We start from the raw sequence: 16,410 nt of genomic DNA, 5'->3' as shown, positions 1-16,410 counted from the left end.
GTGGTCCCGGCGACGGGTGTGCCACCGCGCCCGAGGCGGAGACGGGGGCCCCCCCCCCCCCCCCCCCGCGGCTTTCACGCACCGGTGCCCACCGCCTCGGGCACGGTGGGTCAGCTGAGCATGACGAGCCCGCGTACCAGCGCGACTGCAGCCCCGGCGCCGGCGAGCGTGATCGCCAGCCTGCGGGCTGCCTCGGCGGTTACGAGCTTCGCGAGCTTCCCGCCGGCGATGATGCCCAGGCCCACAGCGGCGAAGATGACCGGGAAGAGCCACCACGGCGGCAGCTGGTCGATCGTCATCGCCCCGACTGCGAGCTTCGAACCGACCGACAGGGCCCCGAAGGTCGCGAACGTCGGCTGCATCGTGGCGGCGAACGAGCGCTGCGACCAGCGAGCAAACTTCGCGTAGATGACCATTCCGGGTGCGGCGACCCCGGCCGAGGTGTTGAGGAACGCCCCGGCCGCCCCGCCGGCGGCGGCGAGCCACGGTGAGCGGATGTGCGGGACGCGTGGGGTGCCGAAGGTCAGGGCAAGGGCTGCGAGCACGACGAGGCCGATGACGATGTTGAGCCAGGCCGCAGACAGCGCGCGGACGAGCAGTGCGGCCGGAATCGCGCCGAGGATGCCGGCGGGCAGGAAGATGAGGTAGCGCCGCCAGTCGACGTCGCGGAGGACCGCGAGCATGATGATGGTGCCGGAGAGCATCGTCGTGGCGTTGGCCATGAACACCCCGAGTGCTGGGCCCATGAGCAGTGCGAGCACCGGGGCGACGACGAGGCCGACACCGGTGCCTGAGAGCCGCTGGAGGGTCGCGCCGAGGAAGACGGCTGCGAGGGTGGCTGCCACGATGCCCAAGGTCATGCGGCAATCCTAGCTCCGGCCCCGGGACCGATGCGGCGGGCACCGGCGCGCGGGCAACGGCCAGTGGGCCGGCCGTGTGCCTCGGCGCGGGCCTCAGCGCTGCGGCAGCACCGGCGTGAAGCCGACCGAGGAAGCCGGCCCGACTGGCAGTGCGTTCCAGCCGCGGGTGATCGTCTGGGCGAGCGCGGTCGAATCCATGCGGTTCAAAGGCAGGCGCTCACGGCGCGGGCAGATGAATCGTCCGAGGAGGAAGTAGAGGCCGACACACGGAAGACCCAGGACGATGATGGCGATGGCGATCATGACGCACCTCCTGGCAGAACTCGATTTACACCTCTGTCCTTCCATTAAGCGCCTCTCACCAGCGCCGGGCAAGAACGCGTTCACCTGCCGGACTGTGGGTGAGGCAGCGTCCGGCGGTGATGATCGTCAGCCAGTTCAGTCGGGTGAGCTCGACAGCGGCCTCAGCATCCCCGCCGCGCAGGGCTGCGACGATGCGCCCATGCTGCTGGACCGAGGCGTCACTCATCGCATCGAAGTGCAGGAACTCCGCCCGCCGGAGCATGAGCGTCACACTCTCGAGGTGCTCGGCGAGGATCGGGTTGGCCGCCTGCTCGATCGCCACGGCGTGGAAAGCGTCATCGGCAGCGATCGCCGCCTCGGCATCGCCTGCCGCCAGGGCGGCGGTGAGCTCGCCGTTGGCGGTCTCCATGCGGCTGAAGCTTAGCGTCTTCTTCGACACCATCGTCGTGTGCACCGTCACCGGCTCGACACATGCCGGGATGATCGCAGGGTTCGCGCTGCTGGAGGAGCAGACCGGCGTCAAGCGGAAGGTCATCGGCATCGACGCCTCGGCCACGATTGAGCAGACCCGCGACCAGGTCGGTCGGATCGCCCGCCACACCGCCGGTCTCATCGACCTCGACCGCGAGCTGCGCGATGACGATATCGACATCCGCACCGGCTGGGAGGGCCCGGCCTACGGCATCCCAGACGATTCGACGATCGCTGCGATCCGCACGACCGCCGAACTCGAAGGCGTCATCCTCGACCCCGTCTACGAAGTCAAGTCGATGGCCGGCCTCATCGGCCTGGCCGAGGCCGGGGAGTTCGCTGAGGACTCCACCGTCCTCTACGCCCACCTCGGGGGGCAGCTCGCCCTCAACGCCTACAGCTCGTCTTCGACTGAGCGCTGTACGGACAGAACCCGGTGTGCAAGCGGCAGGAAAGGACACCCCTTTCCTGCCGTTTCCACCATGTGGCTGCGGCCACCGATGAGGCGGGTAGTCTCTACCGTGGAGGACACATCGCCGCCGAGCGAAGGACAGAGGCAATGCAGCACATTCCTGAGACCCCGCAGGCCGCCGGCCTGCCCGCCGACGATCAGGCTGAGGACCGTCAGCAGTTCGAGACCTCCACCCAGCTCGACCCGCCGAGCGTGAACTCCCGCCCGCTCTCTGCCTCCGCCTCGGCCACCGGCGCGTCCGTCCTCGACGAGATCGCCCAGCGGGTGCTGTGGCTCTCAACCGCGATGATCGACGCGGCCAACCGGGGCCGTGAGAACACCGACGGCGTCAAAGTCGGCGGGCATCAGGCGTCGTCGGCCTCGATGGTCGGCATCATGACCGCGCTGTGGTTCCGCGAGCTCACCGCAGCCGATCGCGTCTCGGTCAAACCGCACGCCTCCCCGGTGCTGCACGCCATCAACTACCTGCTCGGCGACCTCGACGAACGCTACCTCACCTCGCTGCGCGCCAAGGGCGGCCTGCAGCCCTACCCGTCGCGGTCGAAGGACCCCGACACCGTCGACTTCTCCACCGGCTCGGTCGGCATCGGTGCGACCGCCCCGATCTGGGCGGCCCTGTCGCACCGCTACCTGCGCGACCGGTTCCCCGACACCCCGGAGGCCGGCCGCTTCATCTCCCTGCTCGGTGATGCCGAGATGGACGAAGGCGCGGTCTGGGAGGCGATCATCGACCCGGAGGTGCGCGGACTCGGCAACGTCGTGTGGATCGTCGACCTCAACCGCCAGTCACTCGACCGCGTCATCCCCGATGTGCAGATCCAGCGCCTGCAGGGCATGTTCGCCGCCGCCGACTGGCAGGTGCTCACGTGCAAATGGGGCACCCGCATCCAGAAGCTGTTCACCGCCTCGGGCGGGGAGGTCTTCGCCCGCCGCATGGAGCAGATGCCCAACGAGGAGTACCAGCGGCTGCTGCGCAGCCACCCCGATGAGCTGCACGAACGCATGCTCACCGGGCTCGCTGCCGACGAGGCCGCGGTGCTGCGCGACCTGCTCGACTCGCTCAGCCCGCGGGCCCTCGCCGAGGTCATCCGCGACCTCGCCGGCCACGACATCCCCGCGCTCATCGACACGTTCCGGCAGATCGACGACACCCGCCCGACCGTCATCTTCGCCTACACCATCAAGGGCCGCGGGCTGGCCACCGAGGGACATCCGAACAACCACGCCGCCCAGCTGACCGAAAGCCAGATGCGCGAGCTCGCCGAGCTCTCGGGCACCTCGCTGGAGGATCCGTGGGTGCGCTTCGCCCCCGATTCGGCCGCCGCCGAGGTGTGCCGCTCGACCGCACAGCGGCTCACCCGCCCGCCGGCACCCGTGCACGAGGTGGGCCAGGTGCCGGCCGAACTCGGGTATGCGCACAAGGCCGTCACTTCGACGCAGGCGACACTCGGCCGGGTGCTTTCGGATCTCAAGCGGGCCGAACCCGAGCTCGCGGAGAGGGTCGTGACCCTCAGCCCCGACGTGGCGACGTCGACGAACCTCGGCGGCTGGATCAACAAGACCGGCGTGTGGTCGATCGCCGGCCGGCAGGACTGGTTCGCCGATGACCGTGAGCGGGTGCTGCGCTGGCAGGAGGCCTCCAGCGGCCAGCACATCGAACTCGGCATCGCCGAGGTCAACCTCGTCTCCCTGGCAGGAGAGCTCGGCTCAACCTTCTCGCGCTGGGGTCAGCCGCTCATCCCGGTTGCGACGATCTACGACCCGTTCATCAACCGGGCACTCGAACCGTGGACCTTCGGCCTATATGCCGGTGGGCAGTCGATCATGGTCGGCACGCCCTCCGGTGTGACGCTGGCGCCTGAGGGTGGGGCGCATCAGTCGTTCAACACCCCGTCGGTGACGCTGGAGATCCCGGGGCTGACGAGCTGGGAGCCGGCGTTCGCGCAGGACTTCGAATGGACGCTGCTCGAAGCGATGCGCCACATCGGCCGGCACGACGGCCATTCGGCGTACTTCCGGCTGTCGACCCGACCGGTCGACCAGGGACTCGCCCGGGTGCCCGGCGATGAGATCGAGCGTGAGCGCCGCCGCCAGCAGGTCATCTCCGGCGGCTACCGCCTCAGCACCCACCCGGCGGCTGAGGACCACATCACCCTCGTGGGTGCCGGTGCGATCATGACCGAGGTGTGCCAGGCTGCTGAATACCTTGCTGAGAGGGGAATTCGGGCCGGCGTCGTGTGCATCACGAGCCCGAGCCTCGTGTTCCGCTCACTGCAGGCCCGCGGCCGGCTCGGCGGAGCGCAGGCCGGGATGGGGGCGACGAGCATCGTCGACGTGCTCTTTCCCGCTGAGCACCCCGCTCCGCTCGTCACCGTTATGGACGGCCACCCGCACACGCTGTCGTTCCTTGCCGGCGTGCGCGGGGATCGTGCCCGCAGCCTCGGCGTCACCGAGTTCGGCCAGGCATCCTCGGTGTCCGAGGCGTATGCGATCCACGGCATCGACACCGCCTCGATCGCCTCGGCTGCACTCGATCTGCTGGGCCGGTGACGTCCCCGCGGGGACGTGTCCCGGGAGGAGAAGGCGTCCCCGCGGGGACGCCACCAGCGGCGCATTAGCCACTGTGCAACGGTTTGATCGTTGATTCTGCAATCCGGTTCAGGCCACGGCGCGGGCGGCGACGAGCATCTCGGCCGGCATCGCCCGCTCGAGCTTCCACTCGATCTGCATGGGCCGCGACCCGGAGTGCTGCACATAGTCAACGGTGCCCAGACAGGTGTAGGGCTGGGTGCCGAGGTACCCTTCTTTGGCCGCGCGGACGAAGAGCACGACGTGTGAACCCTGCTGGCGGTGGTGGATGTAGCGCTGCCCGGTGGGGCTCTCGGGGCTCGTGGCGTTCTGCGATTCTCGGTGGAAGACCTTGTATATCTTCGAAACGCCGGTCCTTGATCTATGGAGAATCTATCGGCTGGTCAAACTAGTGGCGAAATCGTTCGCAGTGGGTCTCTAGATACTGAACAACGGCTTGTTCAATGTCGTTGACGGTTTCTACTCGATCCCTAAGTTGTACAGCCCAAGATCGACCAGGATGCAGTGTGTCCCAGCGTGGACGAGTGCCTGCCTTCCGGCCAGCGCCTGGATTGTGATTCCCGAGGCCGGCCACGATAACATTCCAAGCTGGTTTGTGCATGCGGATGGCAACGACCTCGGCTAAGGGGACCCAAGTTGGAGCAACGGTTAGCGCACGAACTTGAAAGTCGTGAACGTTCAAGTTCTCAGCATCGACGATTGAGTTTCGATGATCTAAGATGCGCTTGTAGAGTTTGGGTCCTAAGGGCTTGTTGGCTTGTTCCGGATCCCCCTTTCGTGCATTTTCGGCCTCGGCCTTGCCAATATAGATAGCCCAGGACCCTGGCTCCTGTTGATTCTCATTCGATAAGATTTCGTAGCAAGGAAAATCGCCTGAATAATAAAGTGCGTAAATCCCTACTCCGTCAAACGGCTCAAGATCCTCCAGTGGCAAGACGGGCTGCTCGTCAAGAGCTCGCGCAATTGATGCTCCAAGGTTCTCATAATCCAAAGGGTCAAAGAATTTCGTCATAACTGAACCATTTTCTTGGCAGAACGGCGTTGAGCGGCGTCCGCTTTTGACTTCCTGCTGTGGTCGAGTTCTAAGTGTTCAACGACGCTTGACATGACGACTTCAGCCAATCGAACAGGAACCGCATTGCCGATCTGTCGCATAGCTTCAGTCCAAGCACCATGCAGAGCGTAGTCGTCAGGGAAGGTCTGAATTCTTGCCGCTTCGCGAACCGAATAGTACCTAACCTTGCCATCGTGGAATCGGATCATGTTCTCGCCTCCCGGCACACCATGAACGCCTGCCTTAAGGGCCTTGCTGGGCTCATCCATGAGCGACCCAGTGTGACCGGGGTATGCTTTCGCGCCTGGTTGAAACTTATGGTCTAACCAACGCGAAGAGCGCCCCGAGGGAGTTGGCTCTGGCAAATCGTGGAGAGCATCTCGAACGGTGACCCATGGCTTTTTGCCATCATCCTCTTTCTGCGCCGTTCGAACAGGCGCGCGTTCACTAGCCTTTACTTTGTGCCGTTCCCAGTAGTCTCCTTGAATTTGGTCCCGGAGTAGTGCGGCTGCAGAGTGAGTCGGGTCTGGGAATGACCATTCGGCATCTATATCTGATCGGAATCCAACCATGAAAACCCTGTGCCGTCGCTGGGGGACTCCGTAATCCGCAGCGTCAACCACAGTTGTCACGAGCTTATACGATAGGTCGGCCGTCACAGATGTATGTTCACGTTGAAGGCGGGCGTAATGCTCTCGCCATGTTTCGTTCCTCTGAGACCTAATTTCTGGGTGTTGCAGTCGCAACTTGATGAACTCAAAGTAATCGGCGAACGATGCTCTCGTGAGACCTCTGACGTTCTCGATGACAAAGGCCTTCGGTCTAAGAGCGCCAATCACCGCAGTCGTAGCGGGGAACATATCCCGGCTGTCATCGGCGCTACGGGCCTTGCCGCCAAGCGAGAAGGGTTGACAGGGCGGCCCTCCAGTGAGAACGTCTACTGATCCAGGCGGAAATTCCTGATCCCAGTTGATCTTCTGTACGTCGCCCTCGATGACGCTCAGGTTTCGTACGAGTGGAAAGTCGGCCTGCACGTTTTCGCGAATCGTAGTGCATGCCCACCGGTTCCATTCAGCCGCAGCCAGGTGCTGGACTCCTGCTTTAGCTGAGCCAAGGAGTAGCCCTCCACCGCCTGCGAACAGTTCGATTCCCGTTAGCGCCAATCGTTCTCCCTACCGTGCATTTGCCGTTTGCGGGCTGGTTACATATCTGTCGGTAGTCTACGTCTTCTCTGGGGTAGGAACTGGCAAGCTCCAAATCGGAGTGTTAGCTACTTGATCCTTGTGCGGGGCTCCTGCGCATCTAGACTCAACTCTTCGGTAGCGACCCTTGGGTGTTGTCTTGAGAAGTACTTGACTTCGAGCAAGGACCTCGCACGATGCGCAGCAGCGCCACCGCCGGCAGGTCCGGCGCCGCCCAGTCGAGAACGGCGAGCTCATCCCGGCTGACCCACACGACAGCGTCATGATCGGCGCTGGCGACCGGGTCCTCGGCTGCGGTGACCCAGTAGCAGGCAAGATCGATCTCCGGCCCTGTGCCGCCCGCTTCGCGGGTTGTCTCGCGGATGAGAAGCTCACCGACGGTGACGTCGACGCTGAGTTCTTCGCGCAGTTCGCGGGCGAGTGCGGCTACTGGCGTCTCACCGTCTTCGACCTTGCCGCCGGGAACTCCCACTTGCCAGCCGCAGTCTTGTGCGGAGCGCGCCGGCAGGCCAGTATCTGCTCCCCACGGGAGAAGATCGCACCGACGACGGTGATCGGATCGCTCATGCTGCTCATTCAACCCCACCCGGCAGCTGCACTCAATAGGCATGCCGAGGCATTCAATCCTTGTTTTGACCTCATACGATGCGGCTGCGAGCATCTGTCGGCCGTAGTGCGCCGGTGGTAATCTTGATCCATGGCGCGCATCAGCTTCCTCGACTGGCCGGTGTTCCGGCAGTTCCGCTCCGGTGACACCACCGGGCGCGGCCCTGCTGTGACGTCCCAGCAGACGAAGGACATGCGCCCGCGCACCGAAGACGCCGACACCGTTGCGCGCAGCGTGTGCCCCTACTGTGCGGTGGGCTGCGGCCAGCTTGTCTACGCCAAGGACAACAAGGTCATCCAGATCGAAGGCGATCCGGACTCGCCGATCTCCCGCGGCCGGCTGTGCCCCAAGGGCTCGGCCAGCGAACAGCTCGTCAACGCCTCCGGGCGCATCACCGAAGTCCTCTACCGGGCTCCGAAGGCAAAGGAGTGGACGACACTCGATCTCGACACCGCCCTCGACATGATCGCCGAGAGGTTCCTCGAAGCCCGCCGCAACCACTGGCAGGACAAAGACTCCGAAGGCCGGCACCTGCGGCGCACCATGGGTGTGGCCTCCCTGGGCGGGGCGACGCTGGACAATGAGGAGAACTACCTCATCAAGAAGCTGTTCACCGCAGCCGGCGCGATCCAGATCGAGAACCAGGCCCGCATATGACACTCCGCCACAGTTCCCGGTCTGGGAGCTTCGTTCGGACGCGGCGGCGCGACCCAGTCCCTGCAGGACATGGCCAATGCCGACTGCATCGTCATCCAGGGCTCGAACATGGCCGAATGCCATCCCGTCGGGTTCCAGTGGGTCACTGAAGCCAAGGCCCGTGGAGCGAAGGTCATCCACGTCGACCCGCGTTTCACGCGCACCACGGCAGTCGCAGACAAGCATGTCCCGATCCGGGTCGGCTCTGACATCGTGCTGCTCGGCGGACTGATCCGGCATGTACTGGAAAACGACCTGTACTTCGACGAATACGTCCGGACGTTCACCAACGCCTCCACCATCCTCGGCGACGACTTCGTCGACACCGAGGATCTCGACGGACTGTTCTCCGGCTACGACCCGGACACCGGCACGTACGACACCCAGACCTGGGCATATGCCGATGCCGATGGGTCGCGCCGAGGCGTGCCGCCGACCCAACCGGCCGAGCAGGACCCGACCCTGCAGGACCCGCGATGCGTCTTCCAGGTGCTCAAACGCCACTACTCCCGCTACACCCCGGAGATGGTCGAAGAGGTCTGCGGCATCTCCGCTGCCGACTTCGCCTACCTCGCCGATGCCATCACGCAGAACTCCGGACGCGACCGCACCACCTGCTTCGCCTACGCCGTCGGCTGGACCCAGCACTCGCAGGGCGCGCAGTACATCCGCACCGCCGCTGCGCTGCAGCTGCTGCTCGGCAACATCGGCCGGCCAGGCTCAGGCATCATGGCGCTGCGCGGGCACGCCTCCATCCAGGGCTCGACTGACATCCCGACCCTGTTCAACCTGCTGCCCGGCTACCTGCCGATGCCCAAAGCCGGCACCCATGACACTCTCGATGACTACCTGGCAGTCATCGGCTCGAAGAAGCAGAAGAGCTACTGGGCCAATGCTGATACCTACATCATCAGCCTGCTCAAGGCCTGGTGGGGTGAGGCCGCCACCGCGGACAACGACTTCGCCTACGACTACCTGCCCCGCCTCACCGGTGCACACGGCACCTACCAGACCGTCATGAGCATGCTGAAAGATGAGGTCGACGGTTACTTCATCCTCGGCCAGAACCCGGCCGTCGGCTCGGCCAACGGCCGTATGCAGCGGCTGGGCATGTCGCACCTCAAATGGCTCGTTGTACGCGACTTCCAGCTCATCGAATCGGCGACCTGGTGGAAGGACGGACCGGAGATCGCCTCCGGTGAGCTCAAGACCGAGGACATCGACACCGAGGTGTTCTTCCTCCCGGCTGCCAACCACACCGAGAAGTCCGGGACCTTCACCCAGACGCAGCGGCTCGTGCAGTGGCGCGAACAGGCCGTCCACCCGCCAGGGGATGCGCAGAGCGAACTGCAGTTCTTCTACGAACTCGGCTGCCGGCTGCGGGAGAAGCTCGCCGACTCCACCGACCCGCGCGACCGGCCGCTGCTCGACCTGACCTGGGACTACCCGGTCGATGAGCACGGCGACCCCTCCGCCGAGGCGGTCCTCGCCGAGATCAACGGCTTCCACACCTCGGGCCCGGAAACCGGCACGCCGCTGAGCTCCTACCTGGAGATGAAGGCCGACGGATCGACCGCCGGTGGCTGCTGGCTCTACACCGGCATCTACGCCGATGGCATCAACCACGCCAACAAGCGTGTGCCCGGCAGCGCGCAGGACGAGATCGCCGCCGACTGGGCGTGGGCGTGGCCGGCCAACCGCCGCATCCTGTACAACCGCGCCTCTGCCGATGCGCAGGGCAAGCCGTGGAGTGAACGCAAGAAGCTCGTGTGGTGGGACGAGGAGACCGGCCGCTGGACCGGCCAGGACGTCCCCGACTTCCCAGCCGACCGGGCACCAGATGCCGTACCCGAACGGGCCCAGGGCGGGCCGGCGGCACTGACCGGCGCCGACGCGTTCGTCATGCAGCCCGACGGCAAGGGCTGGCTCTACGCGCCGACCGGAGTCGTCGACGGGCCTCTGCCGACCCATTACGAGGCGCAGGAATCCCCGGTGCCCAATCCGCTCTACGCCCAGCAGCACAGCCCGGCCCAAGTGATGTTCGACCGCAGGGACAACCTCATGGCTCCGCTGCCCGGCCAGGCAGGTGCAGACGTCTACCCCTTCATCTTCACCACCTATCGGCTCACCGAACATCACACCGCCGGCGGTATGAGCCGGTGGCTGCCCTATCTCTCAGAGCTGCAGCCCGAGCTGTTCGCCGAGGTGTCCCCGGAACTGGCAGCCGAACGCGGGCTTGAACCCTATGGCTGGGCGACGATCATCTCCCCGCGTGCCGCGATCGAAGTCCGGCTGCTCGTCACCGAGCGGGTGACCCCGATGAGCGTCGGCAGTGCAGCAGCCGGCAGCCAGCGCACCGTCCACCAGATCGGGCTGCCGTATCACTGGGGTGTCGGGGCCCAGGCGCACATCGTCGGCGACGCCGTCAACGATCTGCTCGGCATCACACTCGACCCCAACGTCCTCATCCAGGACTCGAAGACCGGTGCCTGCGACATCATCCCCGGCCGGCGCCCACGCGGCCCCGAGCTTGAAGAGCTCGTCGACGACTACCGGCGCCGCGCCGGCCTCATCGACGCCGCAGGCCGCATGACCGACAAGGCACACCAGGATGACCGGCCCGGCGACCCGTGGGACACTGCGCCGGAAGCCCAGCAGGGTGCTTACACCCATGAAGACGGCGCCGGCACCGGAGACGGCGCTGATGCCGCAGACAGCTTCCACGAACCTGAGAAGGAGGAGGGCTCGTCATGAGCGCACCGATGACGGCACCGGCCGAACAGCATCCCAACGCCGCGACCGGTACTGCCAGCGACACCGCCGACCCGGCCGTCGCCACCGGGTGGGAGCACACCCACGAACGCAAGGGCTTCTTCACCGACACCTCGATCTGCATCGGCTGCAAGGCCTGCGAAGTCGCATGCAAGGAATGGAACCGCAACCCCGCTGACGGCAACCTCGAACTCCTCGGCTCCTCCTACGACAACACCGGCGGACTCGGGGCGAACACGTGGCGCCACGTCGCCTTCATCGAACAGGACGCCGAGCAGATCGCCGCCGCCCGCGAATCCGGCCGCAGACTCGTCAACCTCGGCGTGCCGACCCTGCGCACCCGCGACGACGACACGCCCACCCCCGGTGCTCCCGACGGCGGACCGGCAGCCGCCGGGAGCCCGCAGGTCGACGCGCTCGCCGCCGCTGAGACGATCGGAGACACTGACCTCACCCCGCCGGACACCCCTGAGTTCCGGTGGCTCATGGCTTCCGACGTGTGCAAGCACTGCACGCATGCCGGCTGCCTCGACGTGTGCCCGACCGGCGCGCTGTTCCGCACCGAATTCGGCACCGTCGTCGTCCAGGCCGACGTGTGCAACGGCTGCGGCACATGTGTGGCCGGCTGCCCGTTCGGCGTCATCGAACGCCGCGACGACGGCACCATCAACCCGCCGACCGAACGCGAAAGCCCCGCTGCCGGCAAGCCGATCGACCAGGACGTGCCGCACCCGGGCACGGCGAACAAATGCACCCTGTGCTACGACCGCCTCGTCGCCGGCGACCAGCCAGCGTGTGCGAAGACCTGTCCGACGACCTCGATCAAATTCGGCGACCGCGCCGACATGGTCGCCACTGCCCAGCAGCGCGTCCGCGACCTCCACGCCCAGGGTATGACCGAAGCCCGCCTCTACGGCGCCAACCCCAATGACGGCGTCGGCGGCACCGGCTCGGTGTTCCTGCTGCTCGACGAACCCGAGGTCTACGGCCTGCCGCCGGACCCGCGCGTGGCGACGAAGGACCTGCCGCAGATGTTCAAAACCGCCGGCATCGCCGCCGCCGGGATGCTCGCGGCGACCGCGCTCGCCTTCCTCGGAGGACGGAAATGAGGCAGAGCGCGTGACAACCAGCGAATTCGACTCCTACCGCCCGCCCGAGCCGCCGCGGAGGCGCAGGCGCGACCTGTTCCGCCGCTCCCGCAGCGACGACGATGCCCAGGGCCGCGGCAGCGCCCGAGGTGCCGGTCCCGGTGGCGGCCGCCGCCGAGGCGGCGGGGCGGATGGCTCGCGGGAGATGCCGATGGTCGCCGAGGCGCAGTTCACCTCCTATTACGGCCGGCCCATCGTCAAAGCCCCGCCGTGGGGGCATGAGATCTCGACCTACCTGTTCCTCGGCGGACTCGCCGGCGGCTCCGGACTGCTCGCGCTCGGCGCACAGCTGACCGGCCGGGAGCTGCTGCGCCGCAATACGCGGCTGACGGCCCTCGGCGCTGTCAGCGCTGGCGCGGTCGCCCTCATCATGGACCTCGGCCGGCCCGAACGGTTCCTCAACATGATGCGCACCGTCAAGGTCACCTCGCCGATGAGCCTCGGCTCCTGGATCCTCGCCGGCTTCTCCACCCCGATGGGAGTCGCCGCAGCCTCTGAGATCGACCGGCTGACAGGCGAGAAGCTGCCGCTGGGACCGCTGCGTCCCGTGCTGCGGGGAGCTGAAGGGCCGTCCGGGCTGGCAGCGGCAGTGCTCGCTGCACCTCTGGCCGCCTACACCGCTGTGCTGCTTTCGGACACCGCCGTGCCGACCTGGCATGGAGCCCGCAAGCACCTGCCGTACGTGTTCGTCTCCTCCGCCAGTCTTGCTGCTGGCGGTGCTGCGATGGTGACGACCCCGACCTCACAGACCGGCCCGGCCCGCGTGCTCGCTGGCCTCGGCGTCGTCGGCGATGTCGTCGCCATGCACGTCATGAAGGACCACATGCACCCGGCCGAGGCCCAACCGCTGGAGACCGGCAAGCCGGGTGCCAAGCTCACATGGGCGGAGCGCCTGGCGATCGCCGGCGGTATCGGCACCCTGTTCGCCGGCAACCGGCTCGTCGCCGCCGCCTCGGGAACGGCACTGTTGGCCGCCTCTGCGCTCACCAGATTCGGGGTGCTGGAAGCCGGTCTTGAGTCGACGAAGGACCCCAAGCACGTCATCGAACCGCAGAAGGACCGTCTCGCCGCACGCCGGGCCGCCGGCATCACCGACGATTCGATCACCACAGCCGGGTGAACCGGCTGCCGATCCGTGGGCAGCTGGAAGGCACGATTGTCCTCCTCACCCGCGGAGCCGCCGGCACCCGGAGGCCGTACTGACGGCACCTGGCAGACCGGACAGCTCAGTCAGCTGCCGCCTCGGCGACGATGCTGAGGACGGCGCCACCGTAGCGGTCGAGTTTCGTCGAACCGACTCCGCTGACCTCGCTGAGGGCAGCGGAGTCGGTCGGCCGGGCGCGCACGATACCGGTCAGCGTCGCGTCGGAGAACACCACATAGGGCGGCACCCCCTGGCTCGACGCTTCCCGGGTGCGCCAGGAGCGCAGAGCTTCGAACAGCTCGGCATCAGCACCGGTCAGCTCTGCTGCAGCGCTTCGGCTGTGCCGGCTGCGACCGGGCCCAGCAGATGCGCCGCCGCCCGACCGAGGAGTCCGGCCGCCGGGATTCTGCACATCCTCGCGCAGCAGCACAGACTCCTCACCGCGCAGCACCGGACCAGCCGCCTCCGGGACGACGAGCACCCCGTAATCGCCGAGGGCTTGCAGCAGCCCGCGGGCCAGCAGTTGGCGGATGATCGAACGCCACACCGCCGGGGAGAGATCGGCGCCGATGCCCCACACGCTCAGCTCCTCATGCCGGGAAGCAGTCGAACGGTCACTGACCCGTCCGCGCAGCACATCGATGATCTGCCCGGCCCCAAAGCGCTCCCCGCGCTGGCGGTCGAGGCGGATGACCGCTGACATGAGCTTCTGCACCGGCACTGTCGCATCCCAGGTGCGGGGCGGCTGCAGGCACGTATCGCAGTTGCCGCAGGGCCCCGCGTCCTGGCCGAAGTAGCGCAGAATCTGCACCCTGCGGCAGTCGACCGTCTCGCACAGGGCGAGCATCGCCTCAAGGTGCTCGCGTTGGCGCCGGCGGTGCGCCGCTGAACCCTCCGACTGGTCGATCATCCTGCCCAGCTGCACGACATCGCCCAGACCATAGGCCATCCACGCCGTCGACGGCAGCCCGTCACGACCGGCCCGTCCCGTCTCCTGGTAGTAGCCCTCCACGGATTTCGGCAGGTCGAGATGGGCGACGAAGCGCACATCGGGTTTGTCAATCCCCATCCCGAAGGCGATCGTGGCGACCATGATGATGCCGTCCTCGCGGAGGAATCGGCGCTGATTCTCCGCCCGCTCCACCTCGCTCAGACCCGCATGATAGGGCAGCGCGGCCAAGCCCTCGCCGCGCAGGAACTCCGCTGTCTGCTCGACGCTGCGGCGGGAGAGGCAGTAGACGATCCCGGCATCCCCGGCGTGCTCGGTGCGCAGAAACTGCAGCAGCTGATTCCGCGCCCGGGATTTCGGTTCGATGCGGTACTGGATGTTGGGCCGGTCGAAGCTCGCAACGAAATGCCGGGCTTCGCCGAGCCGGAGGCGTTCGGTCAGCTCGGCGTGCGTGGCCTGCGTCGCGGTGGCCGTCAGCGCAATGCGCGGGATCCTGGGGAACCGGTCTGCCAGCACCGCCAAGCCCAGGTAGTCGGTGCGGAAGTCGTGGCCCCACTGAGAGACGCAGTGCGCCTCATCGATGGCGAACAGCGAGATGCGCGTGCGCTCCAGCATGGCAAGCGTGCGCTCCTGGACGAGACGCTCAGGTGCCAGATAGAGCAGGTCGAGTTCACCGGCGAGCAGCGCCGTTTCGACCTGCTGGACATCCTCCCAGCTCAGCGTCGAGTTGAGGAAGGCCGCCTGGACGCCGTTGGCGCGCAGCGCTGCGACCTGATCCTCCATGAGCGCGATGAGCGGTGAGATCACCACCCCAGTGCCGTCGCGCACAAGAGCCGGCACCTGGTAGCACAGCGACTTCCCACCACCGGTGGGCATGAGCACGACCGCATCGCCGCCGGCGCTGACATGCTCGACGATCTCGGCCTGATCCCCGCGGAACGCATCAAACCCGAAGACTCCTTCGAGGATCTCCTGGGCGCTGCGGGTGCTGGCGGATCGGCTGGTATGGGTGTCTGATTCGCTCACCTGTCCAACCTATCGCCGACCCTTCTGATGCGTCCGGACGCCAGCGGCACTCAGCCTGTGCGCACTACCGCCGGATGCTGATGCCAGGCTCGGCGCGGGTGAAGCCGATGACCGGGTGGCCGGGCAGCTCGCCGACGACGAGCAGCCCACCGGAGGTCTGCGCATCGGCGAGCATGAGCACGTCCTCCTCGCTCACCCCGGCACCCACCTGAAGTGTGCCGACCGAACGGGAACCGTCGGCAGCAGGGGAGCCGTCGAGCTCCGAGCGCACCCAGTCGAGGTTGCGCCTCGTCCCACCGGGCACAAACCCCTCGGCCAGACTGCGCACCGCGGCATCGAGCACCGGCACGGCGGCCATGTCGATCTCCGCCCCGATGCCGGAAGCCCGGCACATCTTGTGCAGATGCCCGAGCAGCCCGAACCCGGTGACATCGGTCGCGGCGGCGACCTCGGCCTCGAGTGCGGCAGCTGAGGCGGTGGCATTGAGTGTCGTCATCGTCTCGATCGCCTCATCGAACACCTCGCCGGTGGCCTTGTGCCGATTGTTCAGCACTCCCACGCCCAGCGGTTTCGTCAACGTGATCGGCAGCCCCGCTTCGGCGGCGTCATTGCGCAGCAGCCGGGACGGGTCTGCGGTCCCGGTGACGGCCATTCCGTAGATCGGTTCAGGGGCGGTGATCGAATGCCCGCCGATGACCGGGCAGCCGACCTCCTCGGCGACCGCGACCCCGCCGGCGAGCACCTCGCTCATGAGCTCCATCGGCAGCACCTCGCGCGGCCAGCCGATGAGGTTGATCGCCACGACCGGCACCCCGCCCATCGCGTAGATGTCCGAGAGCGCATTCGCCGCAGCGATCCGCCCCCAGTCGTAGGCGGAGTCGACGACCGGGGTGAAGAAATCAGCTGTAGAGAGCACCGCCAGATCCCCGCGGATCTGCACGGCTGCGGCATCATCGCCGTCATCGAGGCCGACGAGCACATCAGGGCCGGTCTGTCCGGTGAGCGCTGCGAGTGCGTCTTCGAGCTCGCCGGGCGGGATCTTGCACGCACAGCCGCCGCCGGCGGCCAGCGATGTCAGTCGAGGTGAGGACGAGTGCGCAACCATCTCTGCCATGGA

The 16,410-nt window shown here is 66.7% G+C and carries 14 protein-coding genes and 1 pseudogene; 5 read left to right on the top strand and 10 right to left on the bottom strand.

The window, feature by feature from the left end:
• Positions 1-110: 110 nt before the first annotated feature.
• From M3C25_RS01655 to M3C25_RS01645, 3 genes are all read right to left on the bottom strand, one after another.
• Positions 111-860 carry a sulfite exporter TauE/SafE family protein gene (locus M3C25_RS01655; RefSeq protein ID WP_102162178.1) on the bottom strand — a complete coding sequence of 250 codons (750 nt, stop codon included), beginning with the start codon at positions 858-860 and terminating at the stop codon, positions 111-113.
• A 93-nt stretch (positions 861-953) separates the two neighbouring features.
• Positions 954-1,163 carry a hypothetical protein gene (locus tag M3C25_RS01650; protein ID WP_259854695.1) on the bottom strand — a complete coding sequence of 70 codons (210 nt, stop codon included), beginning with the start codon at positions 1,161-1,163 and terminating at the stop codon, positions 954-956.
• Positions 1,164-1,218: 55 nt separating this feature from the next.
• A complete protein-coding gene (locus tag M3C25_RS01645; protein WP_259854690.1) occupies positions 1,219-1,572 on the bottom strand; it encodes an FCD domain-containing protein in 354 nt (117 codons plus the stop codon).
• Positions 1,573-1,579: 7 nt separating this feature from the next.
• Between M3C25_RS01645 and M3C25_RS01640 the strand changes: the two are divergent.
• Both M3C25_RS01640 and M3C25_RS01635 read left to right on the top strand, forming a co-directional pair.
• Positions 1,580-2,038: pseudogene (locus tag M3C25_RS01640) on the top strand (pyridoxal-phosphate dependent enzyme); the annotation flags it as partial.
• Between the two features lie 155 nt (positions 2,039-2,193).
• Positions 2,194-4,656 carry a thiamine pyrophosphate-binding protein gene (locus M3C25_RS01635; protein WP_259854688.1) on the top strand — a complete coding sequence of 821 codons (2,463 nt, stop codon included), beginning with the start codon at positions 2,194-2,196 and terminating at the stop codon, positions 4,654-4,656.
• A 108-nt stretch (positions 4,657-4,764) separates the two neighbouring features.
• Here the strand turns inward: M3C25_RS01635 and M3C25_RS01630 are convergent, their stop codons facing one another.
• The 5 genes from M3C25_RS01630 to M3C25_RS01610 form a co-directional block, all read right to left on the bottom strand.
• Positions 4,765-5,034: a DUF3427 domain-containing protein gene (locus M3C25_RS01630; protein ID WP_259845430.1), complete on the bottom strand. Its 270-nt coding sequence runs from the start codon at positions 5,032-5,034 to the stop codon at positions 4,765-4,767.
• A 49-nt stretch (positions 5,035-5,083) separates the two neighbouring features.
• A complete protein-coding gene (locus tag M3C25_RS01625) occupies positions 5,084-5,707 on the bottom strand; it encodes an Eco29kI family restriction endonuclease (RefSeq protein ID WP_259845407.1) in 624 nt (207 codons plus the stop codon).
• Entirely contained in the window at positions 5,704-6,912 is a 1,209-nt protein-coding gene (locus tag M3C25_RS01620; protein WP_259845408.1) for a DNA cytosine methyltransferase, read from the bottom strand. The genes M3C25_RS01625 and M3C25_RS01620 overlap by 4 nt, the downstream gene beginning before the upstream one ends.
• A 145-nt stretch (positions 6,913-7,057) precedes the next feature.
• Positions 7,058-7,423, bottom strand: a complete 366-nt coding sequence (locus M3C25_RS01615; protein ID WP_259845409.1) for an NUDIX domain-containing protein — start codon at positions 7,421-7,423, stop codon at positions 7,058-7,060.
• Positions 7,378-7,518: an NUDIX hydrolase gene (locus M3C25_RS01610; protein WP_259845410.1), complete on the bottom strand. Its 141-nt coding sequence runs from the start codon at positions 7,516-7,518 to the stop codon at positions 7,378-7,380. Before M3C25_RS01610 ends, M3C25_RS01615 begins: the two co-directional genes overlap by 46 nt.
• 130 nt (positions 7,519-7,648) lie before the next feature.
• On the opposite strand from M3C25_RS01610, the gene fdnG reads away from it, so the two are divergent.
• The 3 genes from fdnG to nrfD are packed head-to-tail and all read left to right on the top strand — an operon-like array spanning position 7,649 to position 13,294.
• A complete protein-coding gene (fdnG, locus tag M3C25_RS01605) occupies positions 7,649-11,008 on the top strand; it encodes a formate dehydrogenase-N subunit alpha (RefSeq protein WP_375545088.1) in 3,360 nt (1,119 codons plus the stop codon).
• Entirely contained in the window at positions 11,005-12,135 is a 1,131-nt protein-coding gene (locus M3C25_RS01600; RefSeq protein WP_259845411.1) for a 4Fe-4S dicluster domain-containing protein, read from the top strand. The genes fdnG and M3C25_RS01600 overlap by 4 nt, the downstream gene beginning before the upstream one ends.
• Positions 12,136-12,145: 10 nt before the next feature.
• On the top strand, positions 12,146-13,294 hold the full coding sequence (gene nrfD / locus M3C25_RS01595) for an NrfD/PsrC family molybdoenzyme membrane anchor subunit (RefSeq protein ID WP_259845413.1): 1,149 nt from the start codon (positions 12,146-12,148) through the stop codon (positions 13,292-13,294).
• A gap of 106 nt (positions 13,295-13,400) precedes the next feature.
• Here nrfD and recQ read toward each other — a convergent pair whose 3' ends face one another.
• Positions 13,401-15,293, bottom strand: a complete 1,893-nt coding sequence (gene recQ, locus M3C25_RS01590; protein ID WP_259845414.1) for a DNA helicase RecQ — start codon at positions 15,291-15,293, stop codon at positions 13,401-13,403.
• A 64-nt stretch (positions 15,294-15,357) separates the two neighbouring features.
• The gene (selD, locus tag M3C25_RS01585) at positions 15,358-16,407 is read right to left on the bottom strand and encodes a selenide, water dikinase SelD (RefSeq protein ID WP_375545087.1); all 1,050 of its coding nucleotides are present in this window, start codon (positions 16,405-16,407) and stop codon (positions 15,358-15,360) included.
• Between the last annotated feature and the right edge of the window lie 3 nt (positions 16,408-16,410).

The sequence above is a fragment of the Brevibacterium luteolum genome (genome assembly GCF_025147615.1).
In the GTDB taxonomy this organism is placed as follows: domain Bacteria; phylum Actinomycetota; class Actinomycetes; order Actinomycetales; family Brevibacteriaceae; genus Brevibacterium; species Brevibacterium luteolum.
The sequence above is the reverse complement of the archived record's forward strand: the minus strand, read 5'-3'. Positions and strand labels throughout refer to the sequence as shown.